Here is a 15,571-nt window from a genome sequence, read left to right on the forward strand (position 1 = left end):
GTGCGTTTAGGCGCGCGCAAGGTTGTGGAAACGCCGTTCGCAGGGCTATTGTAATCACAGGAAGACCATAAGCGTCCTGTAAGGAGTTCACTTGATTACACATGTTAGCCCGCTTGGTTCAATGGATATGCTGTCGCAGCTGGAAGTGGATATGCTTAAGCGCACCGCCAGCAGCGACCTGTACCAACTCTTTCGCAACTGCTCGCTTGCTGTGCTCAATTCGGGGAGCCTGACCGATAACAGCAAGGAGCTCCTGTCCCGTTTCGAAAATTTCGAGATTAACGTGCTGCGGCGCGAACGCGGCGTGAAGCTGGAACTGATCAACCCGCCGGAAGACGCCTTCGTTGACGGGCGGATTATCCGCTCCCTGCAGGCCAACCTGTTCGCCGTGCTGCGCGATATCCTGTTCGTTTACGGCCAGATCCACAATACCGTTCGCTTCCCGAACCTCGATCTCGAAAGTTCGGTTCATATCACTAACCTGGTGTTCTCGATCCTGCGCAACGCCCGCGCGCTGCACGTCGGCGAGGCGCCGAACATGATCGTCTGCTGGGGCGGCCACTCCATCAACGAAAACGAATATCTCTACGCCCGCCGCGTCGGTACGCAGCTGGGCCTGCGGGAACTGAATATCTGCACCGGCTGCGGGCCTGGCGCAATGGAGGCGCCGATGAAAGGCGCCGCCGTCGGCCATGCGCAGCAGCGCTACAAAGACAGCCGCTTTATCGGCATGACCGAACCATCCATTATCGCTGCGGAACCACCGAACCCGCTGGTCAATGAACTGATCATCATGCCGGATATCGAAAAGCGTCTGGAGGCCTTCGTACGTATCGCCCACGGGATCATTATTTTCCCGGGCGGCGTCGGCACTGCCGAAGAGCTGCTCTACCTGCTGGGTATTCTGATGCACCCCGACAACAAAGCGCAGGTGCTGCCGCTGATCCTCACCGGGCCGAAGGAGAGCGCCGACTACTTCCGCGTACTGGACGAGTTTATCACCCATACCCTGGGCGAATCGGCCCGTCGCCACTACCGGATCATCATTGACGACCCGGCGGAAGTGGCGCGGCAGATGAAAAAAGCGATGCCGCTGGTGAAAGAGAGCCGTCGCGAGACCGATGACGCCTATAGCTTTAACTGGTCGATTCGCATCTCGCCGGACCTGCAGATGCCGTTTGATCCGACCCACGAGAACATGGCCAACCTCAAACTCTCCCCGGATCAGCCGGTGGAAGTGCTGGCCGCCGACCTGCGTCGCGCCTTCTCCGGGATTGTCGCGGGGAACGTCAAAGAGGTGGGCATCCAGGCCATTGAGCAGTACGGTCCTTACAAACTGCACGGCGATCCGGAGATGATGCGCCGTATGGACGATCTGCTGCAGGGCTTCGTCGCCCAGCACCGCATGAAGCTTCCGGGCGGCACCGCCTATATTCCTTGCTACGAAATCATCGCCTGATTTCCCCCTCTCCCGCCGGGGCATCGCCTGACGCCTGCCCCCGGCGGGCTCTCTTCCTCTGACTTCCAGAACGCGCTAAAAACCTTTCTGTTACTAATCAATCACCTGAATTATTTCTACATAGCCAAACGTTTGCGTTGGTAAAAACTGCGACAATTATCACTGCAAAAAATGGTTTTAAGCGCAAAAACGTCGACTAGTTCTCTTTTTTACAGTAAATCCCTCGTTATTACGCCGCTCCGCTTTTATCTCATATGCTGCAAATGGTAGCCTTCGCGCCACAAATCGCTGGCTGATCACCAGAAACAGGCTGTTGGACTAAAAATACGCACATTGAAAGTGGATTATTGCATTTGAGATCGCGATCACTGATGCATAAACCATATAAATGTATCTTTCCGGCCCAATTATTACGGAGAAAATTTCTAAAAAAACCGTAATTAAACGAATTTCATGTTACGCAATTGTATTTATTCATTAGATTTTGTTGATTCCTCCAGGAGATACAGATGGAAACCACTCAAACCAGCACCATCGTTTCGGGCGAAACCCGCAGCGGATGGCGTAAAACCGACACCATGTGGATGCTGGGCCTGTACGGTACAGCGATTGGCGCGGGCGTCTTGTTCCTGCCGATCAACGCCGGCGTTGGCGGCATGATCCCCCTGATCATCATGGCGATTCTGGCCTTCCCGATGACTTTCTTCGCCCACCGCGGCATGACCCGCTTCGTGCTCTCCGGGAAAAACCCGGGCGAAGACATCACCGAAGTAGTGGAAGAACACTTCGGCGTAGGCGCAGGTAAGCTGATTACCCTGCTTTATTTCTTCGCTATCTACCCGATCCTGCTGGTTTACAGCGTGGCGATCACTAACACCGTCGAAACCTTCATGGCGCATCAGCTGCACATGACGCCGCCGCCGCGCGCCATTCTGTCGCTGATCCTGATCGTCGGCATGATGACCATCGTGCGTTTCGGCGAGCAGATGATTGTGAAAGCGATGAGCGTGCTGGTGTTCCCATTCGTTATCGCGCTGATGGTGCTGGCTCTGTATCTGATCCCGCAGTGGAACGGCGCGGCGCTGGAGACGCTCTCCCTGAGCGGCGCTTCCGTTACCGGCAACGGCCTGCTGATGACCCTGTGGCTGGCGATCCCGGTGATGGTCTTCTCCTTCAACCACTCGCCGATCATCTCTTCCTTCGCGGTAGCCAAACGTGAAGAGTACGGCGAAGGCGCTGAGAAGAAATGCTCCAGTATCCTCGCGCGCGCCCACATCATGATGGTGCTGACCGTGATGTTCTTCGTCTTCAGCTGCGTTCTGAGCCTCTCTCCGGCAGACCTGGCGGCGGCGAAAGAGCAGAACATCTCGATTCTGTCTTACCTGGCGAACCACTTTAACGCGCCAATCATTGCCTGGATGGCACCGATCATCGCGATGATCGCCATCACCAAATCCTTCCTTGGCCACTATCTGGGCGCTCGCGAAGGCTTTAACGGCATGGTGATTAAATCCCTGCGCAGTAAAGGCAAATCGATTGAAATCAACAAACTGAACAAGCTGACCGCGCTGTTCATGCTGATCACCACCTGGATTGTGGCAACCCTGAACCCGAGCATCCTCGGTATGATCGAGACCCTTGGCGGCCCGATTATCGCGATGATCCTGTTCCTGATGCCGATGTACGCGATTCAGAAAGTCCCGGCGATGCGTAAATACAGCGGCCATATCAGCAACGTCTTCGTGGTGATTATGGGCCTGATTGCCATCTCCGCGATCTTCTACTCTCTGTTCAGCTAATTCATTCAACGCCTCCCCCCGCGCCGCTTTACGGCGGCGCGCTTTCCGACAGCACGGGAATACATATGATCAGCGTATTCGATATCTTTAAAATCGGCATTGGCCCTTCCAGCTCCCATACCGTTGGACCGATGAAAGCGGGCAAACAATTCACTGACGACCTGATCGCGCGCGGCCTGCTGGCCGAGGTGAGCAAAGTCGTCGTCGACGTCTACGGCTCCCTCTCCCTGACCGGTAAAGGCCACCATACCGATATCGCGATTATCATGGGACTCGCCGGCAACCTGCCGGACACCGTTGACATCGACGCCATTCCGGGCTTTATTCAGGATGTTAATACCCATGGCCGCCTGATGCTGGCCAACGGTCAGCACGAAGTGGACTTCCCGGTGGATCAGTGCATGAATTTCCATGCCGACAACCTGTCGCTGCATGAGAACGGCATGCGTATCACCGCCCTGGCCGGCGACAAGGTGCTCTACAGCCAGACGTATTACTCTATCGGCGGCGGCTTTATCGTTGATGAGGAGCACTTCGGCCAGACTACCGAGGCGCCGGTTGCCGTTCCTTACCCTTACAAAAACGCCGCCGACCTGCAGCGTCACTGCCGTGAAACCGGGCTGTCGCTCTCCGGCCTGATGATGCAGAACGAACTGGCGCTGCACAGCAAAGAAGCCCTTGAGCAACACTTCGCCGCGGTGTGGGAAGTGATGAGCGCCGGTATCGAGCGCGGCATCACCACCGAAGGCGTCCTGCCGGGCAAACTGCGCGTCCCGCGCCGCGCCGCCGCGCTGCGCCGTATGCTGGTGAGCCAGGACACCACCAACAGCGATCCGATGGCGGTGGTCGACTGGATCAATATGTTCGCCCTGGCGGTGAACGAAGAGAACGCCGCCGGCGGCCGGGTGGTGACCGCGCCAACCAACGGCGCCTGCGGTATCGTGCCGGCGGTGCTGGCCTACTACGACAAGTTTATCCGCAAGGTGAACAGCAACTCCCTGGCCCGCTATCTGCTGGTCGCCAGCGCGATTGGTTCGCTGTATAAGATGAACGCCTCCATCTCCGGCGCCGAAGTCGGCTGCCAGGGTGAAGTGGGGGTCGCCTGCTCGATGGCGGCGGCCGGTCTGGCGGAACTGCTGGGCGGCAGCCCGGGTCAGGTGTGCATCGCGGCAGAGATCGCTATGGAGCATAACCTCGGCCTGACCTGCGACCCGGTCGCCGGCCAGGTGCAGGTGCCGTGCATCGAACGCAACGCTATCGCTGCCGTGAAAGCGGTCAACGCCGCGCGAATGGCGCTGCGCCGGACCAGCGAGCCGCGCGTGTGTCTCGATAAAGTGATCGAGACCATGTACGAAACCGGCAAAGACATGAACGCCAAGTACCGGGAAACCTCCCGCGGTGGTCTGGCGATGAAGATTGTTGCCTGCGATTAACCTGCTGGCCCGCCACGCGTCGGCGTGTCGGGCCATCGTCCTGCATAACTCTTTTTGTTATATCAATAAAATTTTAGTTATTTAATGGTTATAAGCGCTGTTTGTTACCTTACGCAAAACCGCTAAGGAGAACAAACAATGTCCAACCGATTCCGCCCCGCCTGGCTGCTGGTCCTCGCCGCCCTCTCTACCTCCGCGCTGGCCAAAGCGCCGGAAACCGTCAACATCGGCTATCAAAAGGCGAATATCTTCGCGCTGCTGAAGTACCGCGGCACGTTGGATGAGAGCCTGAAAAAACAGGGCATTGCCGTACGCTGGGTCGAATTCCCCGCCGGGCCGCAAATGCTGGAGGGGCTGAACGTCGGTAGTATCGATCTGGCCGCGACCGGCGATGCGCCTCCGGCCTTTGCCCAGGCGGCGCAAGCCGATCTGGTCTACCTTGCCCACTCCCCCGCTAACCCGAAAACGGAAGCGATTGTGGTGCCTGAACAGTCGGCAATCCACAGCGTGGCCGACCTGAAGGGCAAGCGCGTGGGGTTGAACAAGGGGTCTGACGTCAACTACCTGCTGGTCGCCGCACTGGAAAAAGCGGGCCTCAGCTATAAAGACATCACCCCGGTCTATCTGCCGCCGGCGGACGCCCGCGCCGCTTTCCAGCGCGGGGCGATTGATGCGTGGGTGATCTGGGATCCGTTCCTCGCAGAAGTGGAAACCAACGCGAAAGCCCGACAGATCCGCAATGCCGAGGGGCTGGTGCCGCACTACACCTTCTATCTCGCCAGCCGCAAGTTTGCAGATACCTACCCGGAGACAGCAAAGCAGGTGGTGGATGAGCTGGGTAAACTCAGCGCGTGGGCGAACAGCCATCAGGACGAGGCCGCCGGGCTGCTGTCGACCTCAACCGGACTGGATAAAGGCATCTGGCTGAAGACCCTGGCCCGCCTGCCCTACGGTGCCGAACGCATGACCCCGGCGGTGTATAACGAACAGCAGGCGCTGGCGGATACCTTTACGCGCATCGGCCTGCTGCCGGTGAAAGTCGACGTGCGCAGCGCCACCTGGTCGCTGGATAAACCTTGATTTTCCTGACGACGGGAAGCACTGCGCCTCCCGTCGCCGACAGGCTTACCCCGCCGTTTTCTCACCATTGCCTATCTGCCAGATAAAGGTGGGCGCTTCACCGTTCACCAGCCAGTTACCGATATTACGTGCCTTATAAATCACCGGATTATGCGAGGCAACCGTCCGCGCATTGCGCCAGTGGCGATCCAGCGCAAGGCGAGTTCGCGTATCCGACGCCCCGAGGGCATTAAACAGCTCCGTCGCCGCCCGCGGGATCCAGTCGCTGGCGATCACCTGCGCCTGCGCCGCTTCCACTTCCGCCAGCTGGTTACGCCGGGCAATCAATGCTTCGTCGTCGCTGACGTGCGCCACATAGGCCTGCTGCAGCGATTCCGCGGCCTGCAGGACCGCGGCCCGGGTCGCCCATGCCCAGCTGCTGATCTGCCCAACGACCTGCAGAACCTGGGCGTCATCGCGCGGCACGGCGGCGTTGCCGTGGCTGTACATCCGGGAGCGATGTTTGACGCCCTGCGCGGCATCCCGCTCAACCGCCAGGCCAATGCCCGCGAGGGTCGCCAGCAGCACATGCTGGTAGAAGGCGGTCTGATAGCGAAAGCGCTGGGCAAAATCATAGACATGTTCGGTTTCCACCCGAGCGCCGGTAAAGCGGGTGGTCCCGCTGCCGGTCAACCGCTGGCCAAAGCCATCCCAGTCATCTTCCCGCACCACGCCGGTCTGCTGGGTGCTGACCAGGGCTATCACATCGCTGGCGGTATCACTGCGCCGGGCAAACACATCGATCCAGTCGGCGTACAGCGCGCCGGTGCTGTAAAACTTCTCGCCGTCGAGTCGCCAGCCGCCCTCTGTCGGCGTCACTCTGGTGTTCACCTCTCCCAGCTTAACCGCGCCGATCTCCGTCCAGCCGCTGCCCACCAGCTCACCGTCGAGGAAGCGACGAAACCAGCGGTCGCGCCCGGCGGAATCCGGCTGATTCAGCTGATCTTCCACAAAGGCAAAGTGCGCGCGCAGGGCCTGCGGCAGGTTAGAGTCCGCTTGCGCCAGCTCGATCAGCAGCGCGCTGAGCTGCGGCAGCGAAGCGCCCCAGCCGCCCTTCTCGCGCGGGATACGCAGCGTGCCGAAGCCCGCTTCTTTCAGCCAGCGGATCGGCTCATCGGGCAGAATGCGCTGCTGTTCGCGCTCCGCAGCGCCCTGGGCGATACGGGTGAATATCGGGCGGAAGGCGGCCGCCAGCGCGTCATAATCGGTGCCAGTGGAGAGCAGGGTCATTGTCAGTTCCTTATTCATGAAGTGCGTCGATATCTTCTCGCGTCGGTTCATGACGGACCGCCAGCAGGAAGAAAATGGGAATAATGGCGGCAAGCGAGACCACCCAGAACATCTGCGTGCCGAGGGAGGCCTGCAGCAGCGGCAGAATAAACAACGCCAGCGCGCTGCCGATCCCGGAGAGTGCCCGGCTGAAACCGACCCCGGTGGCGCGAATGGCAGTAGGATAGGAGAGCGCCGGGTAGATCATCAGCTGCGCCCCCGGGCCAAACCCTTCGGCGAACAGCCACAGCCCCAGCATCGCGATAGCCAGCACGATACCTGCCGTCGCGTGCGGTTGCCCCACCAGCGCCAGCACAATCAGCGCCACAAACTGCAGGGCGAAGCCGGCTATCGCCACATGACGCGAAGGATATTTCCACGCCAGATGCATACCGAGCAGCCCACCGGTAAAAGCAAACAGGGCGTTCAGCCCCAGCGATGCCGAAATAGTTTCGAAGACGCCAGCCCCGAGGAACTGGGCAAGAATTGACGGCAGGAAAAAGGCAATCGCCGTGTACTCGAAGGAGATACAGATATTCATCACCCCGGCGACGATAGTCCGCTCGCGGTAGGTTTTTTCGAACAGCACGCGGAAGCTCACTTTCGGCGCTGGCGCGGGCTTCGCCGCCGGGACCTCATGGGCATGGATCCCCCAGGAGTCGCGTAAAATACGCACTGCAGAGGTCAGATCGCCCTGGTTGGCCGCCCACAGCGGGGATTCATTCATAAATCGACTGCGGACGGCAATAATCAGCAGTGCCGGCACGGCGCCGAACAGCAGGGAGGCGCGCCACAGCCAGTCAAGATGCTCCTGCGGCAGCAGGAAATAGAGGCCGAAGATAATGAGAAAGCAGACGGTTGAGGCGGCGTACCACATCGGGCACCATGCCGCGAGGCGAGCCGCTTTGTTGCCTTTGCCGGCAAAGCGGGAAAACTCGGCCAGATAGGACATCGCTACCGGCAGGTCGATGCCAACGCCGATGCCCATCAGGAAACGGGCGCCAATCAACACCCAGACGTTCGGCGCCAGCCCGGCGGCGATAGCCGAAATCACGAAAAAGAACATATCGGCCATAAAAACCGAATAGCGACCATATTTATCGGTCAGCCAGCCGCCGATAATATTGCCGACGATAGTCCCGACCATAATGGACGAAGTCACCAGGCCGGTCAGCAGCGGTGAGAGCTGAAATTCACGTACAACGTCATCAATACCGTAGGAGAGCGTGGTTAAGTCATATGCGTCGAGAAAAACGCCCCCCAGCGCGAGGAAGACAATCATCCGCGCATATTTCGCTTGTTCCTTGCCGGAATTAATTAGCCGCGCCACATCCCCGACGCTACTGACCGGTACCGAAGCGATACCGGGATTATCCACTGGTAATGTACTCATTTTTTCACCTTATTATTTTGTGCAGGTCATCAGCGGTTATAGACCGCGCGCGACGAGAATCAAAACAACAAATCATTCTATAAAAATCAATATAATCAATAAGTTAATAAATATCACCAGCACAAAAAGGACGCGTTTTCACGCATCCTCAAGGGAAATAAATAACAACGAAAATAGACGTCGTGCAGGACGCTTATTCCGCGGACACTGGAACTAATACGTCTTTTACCAGCGGGTCATCGGTGGTTTTTAACCACGTCTGGATCCGCGGGTCAGAAAAAGCCTGTTTTAATTTGACGATATTTTCCTGCGATAAATACGGTGTACCAATCACTAATTGCGAAGCAAAGGTGCGCGGCGCCGGCGGGAATAATATGCCTTTCTCACGCGGCACTTTCCCGGCGTCAAATTGCGAAACATAGCCGATGGCGGCATCCACCGAATTTAACGCCCGCGGCATGGTCAGCAGATCCAGCTCTTTAAAGACAAACTGATGCGGGTTACCGACAATATTTTTCAGCTTCGCCGTGCGCGGCTCCACCGCCGGGTCGAGCGAGATCAACCCAATGCGCTGGAGCAGCCACAGGGCCTGCCCCTGATTGGCGCCATCGTCAGGCACGACAATGGTCGCGCCGTTGGGCAACGCCTGTACCGACGAGTAGCGGTCGGAATAGATGCCAAACGCCCACTGGAACACCGGCACCGTGGTCAACAGCGCAAAGCCGTTAGCGTCCACCACCTGTTTAAGCCACCACTGATGCTGATAGATCGTCCCGGCATACTGACCTTCCGCTACCGCGCGGTCAGCCTGGACCGGATCCTGCACCCCCACCGCCTCCAGTTTCAGACCGTAATCGGGCGCAATATGCTGATTAATATACTCAATGATCCGCTGCTCGCCGGCCATCGCCGGCTCGTAGTGAATTTTTAACGTGCTGCCGAAGACCACCTGCTGGCTTTGGGTATGTCCCCGCCACCACCAGAAGGCGATGGCGAGCAGGATAATCACCGCCAGAGCCGCCAGCCAGGGCCAGCGCCGCGCTTTACGTAACTCAAATTGCTCTGTTGTCATACAAGGTTCCCCTGCGTGTGGCGTAAACGGTTGACCAGACGGTCACCCAAAAATTGAATCAACTGGATCGTGGCGATCAGGGCAACGATCGTCGCGATCATGATGTGGTTGTCGAAGCGCTGATAGCCGTACACCACGGCCAGGTAGCCGATGCCGCCGGCGCCGATGGTCCCGGCGATAGCCGAATACTCGATCATCGAGACCAGGTTTAGCGTCACCGCCGCCACCAGCGCGGGCATGGCTTCACTGAGCTGCGCGCTGGCAATGATTTGCCAGCGCGACCCGCCGCAGACGACCCCCACCGCGGTGACCTCCGCCGGCAACTCGCGCAGCGCGTTCTCCACCAGACGGCCAAAGAACGGGACGCCGGCGGCGATCATCGGCACTACCGCGGCGGGGATGCCAATCGTGGTGCCGGTCAGCCAGTAAGTGAACGGGATAATGGCGGCCATCAGCACCAGAAACGGCAGCGAACGTCCCATATTGACCACCCAGTTCAGCAGCCGGTACAGCAGTGCGTGCGGAAATAAGCCCCGCGGCGAGGCGTTAAACAACACCACCCCCACCAGCCCCCCCAGCGTGACGACAAACAGCATCACAATGGCCACCATCAGCCAGGTTTCGCCATAGGCGGGGAGCAGCAGCGAAGGGATTTCGCCCCAGGGGGTATCCTGACTGATGACTGTCGGTTTCATACCGCCTCCCTGAGCAACGGCGCGCTGTCGAGGATCTCCGCCGTTATGCCGAGCTGCGCCAGCAGGCCCTGCAGTCGCGCGGGCGACAGGCGTTCGCCCTGAAAGCGCACTCCGGCCTGCAGGCGACCGGCCAGCCGACCATTAATCACCTCGACGTGACCGCCAAGGAGATCGATCTGCAGCGCCCACTGCTGGCTCAGGCGGCTGATCCAGTCGGTGGCCACCGGCACATCCCAGCGGTAGCTCAGACGCAGCAGCAGATCGCTGTGGGTAGCTGCCGCCGGCGTCAGCGGCAACAGCTGCTGGCCGAGCAGAGAATCGGGACGCGCCAGCAGATCTTCGATCCGCCCGTACTGGACGATCGTCCCGTCGCGGATCTCCGCCACCGCATCCGCCGCAGTGCGCACCGCGTCCATTTCATGGGTAATCAGGACGATCGCCAGCTGGTACTCATCACGCAGCCGCTTGAGCAGAGCCAGCACCGAGGCCGTGGCCTGAGGATCGAGGCCGGAGGTGGCTTCATCCGCCAGCAGAACGGACGGGCGCAGCGCCAGCGCGCGGGCAATGCCGATCCGCTGGCGCTGGCCGCCTGAGAGCTGGGCCGGCCAGGCATCCGCTTTGTGGCTCAGGCCGACGCTCTCCAGCAGCTCGCCAACCCGCGCCTTGATATCGCGCTCCACCACACCAAGCCACGCCAGCGGCAGGGCGACATTCTCCCAGGCGGTCCTGCGGCTCAACAGCGCCGAAGACTGGAAAACGGTGCCAATCGCCCGCCGTTCCCGGCGCAGCGCCTCGCCGGACAGCGCCGACAGATCCTGGCCATTGATACGAATGCTGCCGCTGTCCGGTTGCTCCAGCAGGCTGATGCAGCGCGCCAGGGTTGATTTACCGGCGCCGCTCGGCCCCACCACCGCGGTGATGGAGCGCTCAGGCACCTGCAGCGACAGCCCTTTCAGCACCGCGCTGAGCCGGCCATCCGCCGTGCGGTAACTTTTATGCAGGTCATCAATAGCGATCATGTCACCTTCTCCTCTACCGATGCCGCCGTGCGCGCATCGCGGCGGTAGCTGGCGCCCGGGTGAGGCGCGGCCAGACGCGGGCCGCCGTCGAACAGTTTTTCGCGCAGGGTCCCCTCGCGGTACTCTTGCTTAAAGACGCCGCGCTTTTGCAGCTCAGGCACCAGCAGCTCGACGACATCGCGGAAGGTTTCGTGAGTGACGGCATAGGCGAGGTTAAAGCCATCGACGTCCGTCTCTTCGACCCAGGACTGCAGTTCGTCCGCCACGGTTTGCGCGCTGCCAACCACCAGCGGACCGAAGCCGCCGATCCCCGCCCAATCGGCCAGGGCCTGCACCGTCCACTGGCGGTTCGGATCAGCGGTCGAAAAGGCCTCCACCGCCGACTGAATGGCGTTGGTGTGCAGATACTTCAGCACCTGATCCGGCTGATACTGGCCGAAATCGATCCCCGTCCAGCCGGAGAGCAGCGCCAGCGCGCCTTCATAGCTGACGTACTGCTTATATTCCTGCCACTTCGCCTGTGCCTCGCGGTCGGTGTCGCCGACAATCACCGTCTGCAGGTTGAAGATCAGGATGCTGTGCGGATCGCGCCCCGCCTCAGCTGCCCGGCGGCGAATATCCGCCACCGTCTTCTTCAGCAGCACCTTCGACGGCGCTGCGACGAAGACGCATTCGGCATGGCCGGCGGCGAACTGTTTGCCGCGGCTGGACGCCCCCGCCTGATACAGCACCGGCGTGCGCTGCGGGGATGGCTCGCAGAGGTGGATCCCCGGCACGGAAAAGAACTGTCCCTGATGGTTAATGGGATGGATTTTCCGCGGATCGCTGAAGATCTTCCGCTCTCTGTCGCGCAGCACCGCCCCATCCTCCCAGCTTCCCTCCAGCAACTTATAGATCACCTGCAAATACTCATCGGCATAGTCATAGCGGGTGTCATGGTCGGTCTGGGTCTGCTGGCCGATATTGCGCGCCCCGCTCTCCAGATAGGAGGTGACGATATTCCAGCCCACCCGCCCTTTGGTCAGATGATCGAGCGTCGACAGACGACGAGCGAAGGGGTAAGGATGCTCAAACGACAGCGAGGCGGTCAGGCCGAAGCCCAGATGCTCCGTCACCAGCGCCATTGGGGTGATCAGAGCCAGCGGATCGTTGACCGGAACCTGCGTCGCCTGGCGGATCGCCGCATCGCCGCTGCCGTTCAGCACGTCATAGATCCCCAGCACGTCGGCGATAAACAGCCCGTCGAACTTGCCGCGCTCCAGCAGCCGCGCCAGATCCACCCAGTACTCCAGATCTTTATACTGCCAGGAGCGATCCCGGGGATGCGCCCACAGGCCCGGCGACTGATGGCCGACGCAGTTCATATCGAAAGCGTTAAGACGAATTTCACGTTGTGATGACATAGCAATCTCCATAGCGCGGCCCGTCGCCGGGGCGCACGCGGCAAAATGAATCAGGGAAAAGAAAGAGAGGTATTCAGTACGCAGGACATCGGGAGTCCTGCGGGATCCCGAGCGTGAGTAACGCTTGCGCCGCCACGTCAGCGGCATGGTCGGCTACCTGCGGCAGGCCCATCAGTTCGCCAAAACGCCCGCGGGCGGCCGGACCGGCCACCAGCACCGGCGGCGCCTCAACGTGCGGCTCAGCCACTGCCCGGGAACGGCTGTCCACCTCCAGGCCCATGCCGAGGGCATCGGCGCGAATCAGGCCGCGGCGGGCGAGGTCCTGTAAAAATGGCTGGCTGTCGGTCAGGGCGCGGTGTGCGGGTCCGGTGGTCAGGATCAGGTGATCGACGCTCAGCGTCTGCACGCCGCCGCCGCGCCGCGCCAGCGTCAGACGCAGCGTTTCGCCTTCACCGCTTATCGACAGTAGCCTGGCCGCCTGCACCTGCAGACTGCCCGTGCGCTGGCGCGCCTCCAGCACCTCGGCGACCTGCGGCGCCACGCGGTAGCGGTGGACATCCCAGTAATGGCGCAGATGGCGCAGAAAACGCTGGCGATCGGCGACGCTGAGCGCCTGCCAGATCCGTTGCCCCTGCTGACGAACCGCATCCAGCACCACCTGCCAGCTCAGGCCCTGCTGCGCCGCATACGCGACGTCGAGGCGGATCTGGCGCAGGCGCTGGCGCAGGCTGCCCTGCTGATAGTCACCAGGCCAGGTTGCCCCTGCGCCGCTAAGGTTGCCGCGCGACAGCAGGCCATGGCGCGAAAAGGCGACGATACTGCCGCGGTGGCCCAGCCGGTCCAGCGTCGCGACCGTATCGGCCATGGTTAATCCGGTGCCCATCACCGCCACCCGGGCGTGCGGGGCGATGGCATCGAGCGCGCCCGGCTGCCACGGGTTGGCAATCAGCGCCGGATGATGACGCCAGGCTTCGGCCTGTGCCGGCAGCGAAGGCGGTGGATGACTGATCGCCAGCACCAGCAGATCGGCCTTAAGCTGCAGGCCGCCGTCGGTGGTCACCATCCCCTGATGAAAAGCGAGCGCCCGATCGCGCAGGTGGCGAAGCCGTCCGCCGCTGGACGCCGCGGCGTCGGCAAAACGCTGCGCCACATAGCGACCAAACTGGCCGCGCTGAGGGTAGACGGAACCGTCCGGGCGCAGCGCCTGCACATCGACGGTAAAGGCAGGCTGATGGCGGTACCAATGATCGAAGGCGCCCTCTTCGTCGCCGGCCAGCTGCATGCGAGCGGCCGGAACGTTAATCCGGTGCGTCGGCTCCGCAGTGGAGTAGGCCACCCCGGCCCCGGGGGACTGGCGCGGCTCCAGCAGCGTCACGCGCACCCCGTTCGGCGCCAGGCGCAGCAGCTCAATCGCCACCGCCGCGCCGCTAAAGCCGCCGCCGATAATCACGATATGCGGTTTTGCACTCATCGCTGCCCTCCTCCGGTATGCTGTCTCATGGTCGCGCTCCGGGCCATCAGCTGGCGCTGACCTGGCGCACCGGGCGCTTATCGCCGCCGATGGTTTCGCCAAACGGACCGGTGTTCACGCTACGCGCCTTCGACGAGGCCCCGTTTTCCAGCGGCAACAGAGGCATCACCAGCTCAGCAAAGCGGTGCGCTTCTTCCAGATGTGGGTAGCCGGAGAAGATAAAGTTGCTGATGCCGAGCGCCTGATATTCGCGGATGCGTTCCGCTACCTGCTGCGGATTACCTACCAGCGCGGTACCCGCGCCGCCGCGCACCAGTCCGACGCCGGCCCACAGATTGGGCGCAATGCGCAGATTATCGCGCGATCCCTGATGCAGGGCGCTCATCCGCGCCTGGCCGGCCGAGTCCATGCGGGCGAAGATCTTTTGCGCCTGGGCAATGGTATCGTCGTCAAGATGGGCGATCAGCCGGTCGGCGGCGGCCCATGCCTCTTCTTCCGTTTCGCGCACAATGACGTGCAGACGAATGCCGTACTGCAGGGTGCGTCCGCGGGCCGCGGCGCGCTCGCGCACCACCGCCAGCTTCTCCGCCACCAGTTCCGGGGGTTCGCCCCACGTCAGATAGCTGTCGATCTGCTCGGCCGCCACATCAATGGCCGCATCAGAAGAGCCGCCGAAATAGAGCGGCGGGCCATTCTCCTGCACCGGCGGGAACAACACCTCAGCGCCTTCCACGTGAATATGCTCGCCGTGATAATCCACTTTTTCCCCGCGCAGCAGGCGGGTGTAAATATCAAGAAATTCGCGGGTCACCTGATAGCGCTCGCTGTGGCTGAGGAAGATACCGTCGCCTTTGTTTTCCACCGGGTCGCCGCCGGTAACGACGTTGATCAGCAGCCGACCTTCCGATAAACGGTCGAGGGTGGCCGCCATCCGCGCCGCCAGGGTTGGCGGCTGCAGGCCCGGCCTGACCGCCACCAGATAGCGCAGACGGCGGGTCAACGGCGCCAGCGCCGAGGCCACCAGCCACGAATCTTCACAGCTTTTACCGGTGGGGATCAGCACGCCGTAGTAGCCCAGGCTGTCGGCTGCCAGCGCCACCTGCTGCAGATAAGGTAAATCGACCGGGCGTCCACCCTCGGTGGTGCCCAGATAACGGCCATCGCCGTGGGTAGGTAAGAACCAGAAGACATTGATCTTGTCGGGAGCTTGCTGCGTCATTATCTATTTCCTATATAACCATATCCGATATTTATCGAAGAGATGTTTTAATTTGGTTATATGGGTGTTAGCGATAATCATGCCAATGGTGAATAAAAAATTAATCTTTTAAAATCAATGCACTGAAAACGGCTTCGCCGCGCCGCGCTGTTGCAAATCGCGCAGCCGCCGCGCATCCGCTGGCGCATTTGCAACAGCCGCGGGCCTTCCCCCTCTGGTT

General features: G+C 60.8%; 13 protein-coding genes. 4 read left to right on the forward strand and 9 right to left on the reverse strand.

Going from position 1 to position 15,571, the window contains the following annotated elements; all coding sequences use genetic code 11:
* Window positions 1–91 precede the first annotated feature (91 nt).
* The 4 genes from ppnN to RRF55_RS08240 all read left to right on the forward strand — a co-directional run bounded on the left by ppnN (window position 92) and on the right by RRF55_RS08240 (window position 5,771).
* On the forward strand, window positions 92–1,459 hold the full coding sequence (gene ppnN / locus RRF55_RS08225) for a nucleotide 5'-monophosphate nucleosidase PpnN (RefSeq protein ID WP_002915258.1): 1,368 nt from the start codon (window positions 92–94) through the stop codon (window positions 1,457–1,459).
* 509 nt (window positions 1,460–1,968) lie between these two features.
* The gene (locus RRF55_RS08230) at window positions 1,969–3,258 is read left to right on the forward strand and encodes an HAAAP family serine/threonine permease (protein ID WP_004151070.1); all 1,290 of its coding nucleotides are present in this window, start codon (window positions 1,969–1,971) and stop codon (window positions 3,256–3,258) included.
* Window positions 3,259–3,323: 65 nt separating this feature from the next.
* On the forward strand, window positions 3,324–4,691 hold the full coding sequence (locus RRF55_RS08235; protein ID WP_064153080.1) for an L-serine ammonia-lyase: 1,368 nt from the start codon (window positions 3,324–3,326) through the stop codon (window positions 4,689–4,691).
* Between the two features lie 138 nt (window positions 4,692–4,829).
* Complete coding sequence (locus RRF55_RS08240; protein ID WP_049108758.1) at window positions 4,830–5,771, forward strand: aliphatic sulfonate ABC transporter substrate-binding protein; 942 nt, start codon at window positions 4,830–4,832, stop codon at window positions 5,769–5,771.
* Window positions 5,772–5,816: 45 nt separating this feature from the next.
* Here the strand turns inward: RRF55_RS08240 and RRF55_RS08245 are convergent, their stop codons facing one another.
* From RRF55_RS08245 to RRF55_RS08285, 9 genes are all read right to left on the reverse strand, one after another.
* Complete coding sequence (locus RRF55_RS08245) at window positions 5,817–7,040, reverse strand: acyl-CoA dehydrogenase family protein (protein WP_002915263.1); 1,224 nt, start codon at window positions 7,038–7,040, stop codon at window positions 5,817–5,819.
* 10 nt (window positions 7,041–7,050) lie between these two features.
* Window positions 7,051–8,472, reverse strand: coding sequence for an MFS transporter (locus tag RRF55_RS08250; protein ID WP_004900233.1), 1,422 nt, complete (start codon window positions 8,470–8,472; stop codon window positions 7,051–7,053).
* A gap of 193 nt (window positions 8,473–8,665) precedes the next feature.
* The gene (locus RRF55_RS08255) at window positions 8,666–9,544 is read right to left on the reverse strand and encodes a MetQ/NlpA family ABC transporter substrate-binding protein (protein ID WP_130974834.1); all 879 of its coding nucleotides are present in this window, start codon (window positions 9,542–9,544) and stop codon (window positions 8,666–8,668) included.
* Complete coding sequence (locus RRF55_RS08260; protein WP_002915267.1) at window positions 9,541–10,239, reverse strand: methionine ABC transporter permease; 699 nt, start codon at window positions 10,237–10,239, stop codon at window positions 9,541–9,543. Before RRF55_RS08260 ends, RRF55_RS08255 begins: the two co-directional genes overlap by 4 nt.
* On the reverse strand, window positions 10,236–11,258 hold the full coding sequence (locus RRF55_RS08265; protein ID WP_004174621.1) for a methionine ABC transporter ATP-binding protein: 1,023 nt from the start codon (window positions 11,256–11,258) through the stop codon (window positions 10,236–10,238). The genes RRF55_RS08260 and RRF55_RS08265 overlap by 4 nt, the downstream gene beginning before the upstream one ends.
* Window positions 11,255–12,661, reverse strand: coding sequence for an LLM class flavin-dependent oxidoreductase (locus RRF55_RS08270; RefSeq protein WP_032428395.1), 1,407 nt, complete (start codon window positions 12,659–12,661; stop codon window positions 11,255–11,257). The genes RRF55_RS08265 and RRF55_RS08270 overlap by 4 nt, the downstream gene beginning before the upstream one ends.
* A gap of 73 nt (window positions 12,662–12,734) precedes the next feature.
* On the reverse strand, window positions 12,735–14,132 hold the full coding sequence (locus tag RRF55_RS08275) for an FAD/NAD(P)-binding protein (RefSeq protein ID WP_032415461.1): 1,398 nt from the start codon (window positions 14,130–14,132) through the stop codon (window positions 12,735–12,737).
* 46 nt (window positions 14,133–14,178) lie between these two features.
* Window positions 14,179–15,351 (reverse strand): FMNH2-dependent alkanesulfonate monooxygenase, encoded by a 1,173-nt coding sequence (ssuD, locus tag RRF55_RS08280; RefSeq protein WP_004142863.1) that lies wholly within the window; start codon window positions 15,349–15,351, stop codon window positions 14,179–14,181.
* A 77-nt stretch (window positions 15,352–15,428) separates the two neighbouring features.
* On the reverse strand, window positions 15,429–15,545 hold the full coding sequence (locus RRF55_RS08285) for a hypothetical protein (RefSeq protein WP_004219275.1): 117 nt from the start codon (window positions 15,543–15,545) through the stop codon (window positions 15,429–15,431).
* Window positions 15,546–15,571 lie beyond the last annotated feature (26 nt).

It is taken from the genome of Klebsiella sp. K47 (assembly GCF_051858335.1).
GTDB lineage: Bacteria > Pseudomonadota > Gammaproteobacteria > Enterobacterales > Enterobacteriaceae > Klebsiella > Klebsiella pneumoniae.

Coding starts and splice junctions, on each gene's coding strand:
- RRF55_RS08230 (WP_004151070.1), top strand. CDS start 1,969: ATGGAAACCACTCAAACCAGCACCATCGTTTCGGGCGAAACCCGCAGC.
- RRF55_RS08235 (WP_064153080.1), top strand. CDS start 3,324: ATGATCAGCGTATTCGATATCTTTAAAATCGGCATTGGCCCTTCCAGC.
- RRF55_RS08240 (WP_049108758.1), top strand. CDS start 4,830: ATGTCCAACCGATTCCGCCCCGCCTGGCTGCTGGTCCTCGCCGCCCTC.
- RRF55_RS08245 (WP_002915263.1), bottom strand. CDS start 7,040: ATGACCCTGCTCTCCACTGGCACCGATTATGACGCGCTGGCGGCCGCC.
- RRF55_RS08250 (WP_004900233.1), bottom strand. CDS start 8,472: ATGAGTACATTACCAGTGGATAATCCCGGTATCGCTTCGGTACCGGTC.
- RRF55_RS08255 (WP_130974834.1), bottom strand. CDS start 9,544: ATGACAACAGAGCAATTTGAGTTACGTAAAGCGCGGCGCTGGCCCTGG.
- RRF55_RS08260 (WP_002915267.1), bottom strand. CDS start 10,239: ATGAAACCGACAGTCATCAGTCAGGATACCCCCTGGGGCGAAATCCCT.
- RRF55_RS08265 (WP_004174621.1), bottom strand. CDS start 11,258: ATGATCGCTATTGATGACCTGCATAAAAGTTACCGCACGGCGGATGGC.
- RRF55_RS08270 (WP_032428395.1), bottom strand. CDS start 12,661: ATGTCATCACAACGTGAAATTCGTCTTAACGCTTTCGATATGAACTGC.
- RRF55_RS08275 (WP_032415461.1), bottom strand. CDS start 14,132: ATGAGTGCAAAACCGCATATCGTGATTATCGGCGGCGGCTTTAGCGGC.
- ssuD (WP_004142863.1), bottom strand. CDS start 15,351: ATGACGCAGCAAGCTCCCGACAAGATCAATGTCTTCTGGTTCTTACCT.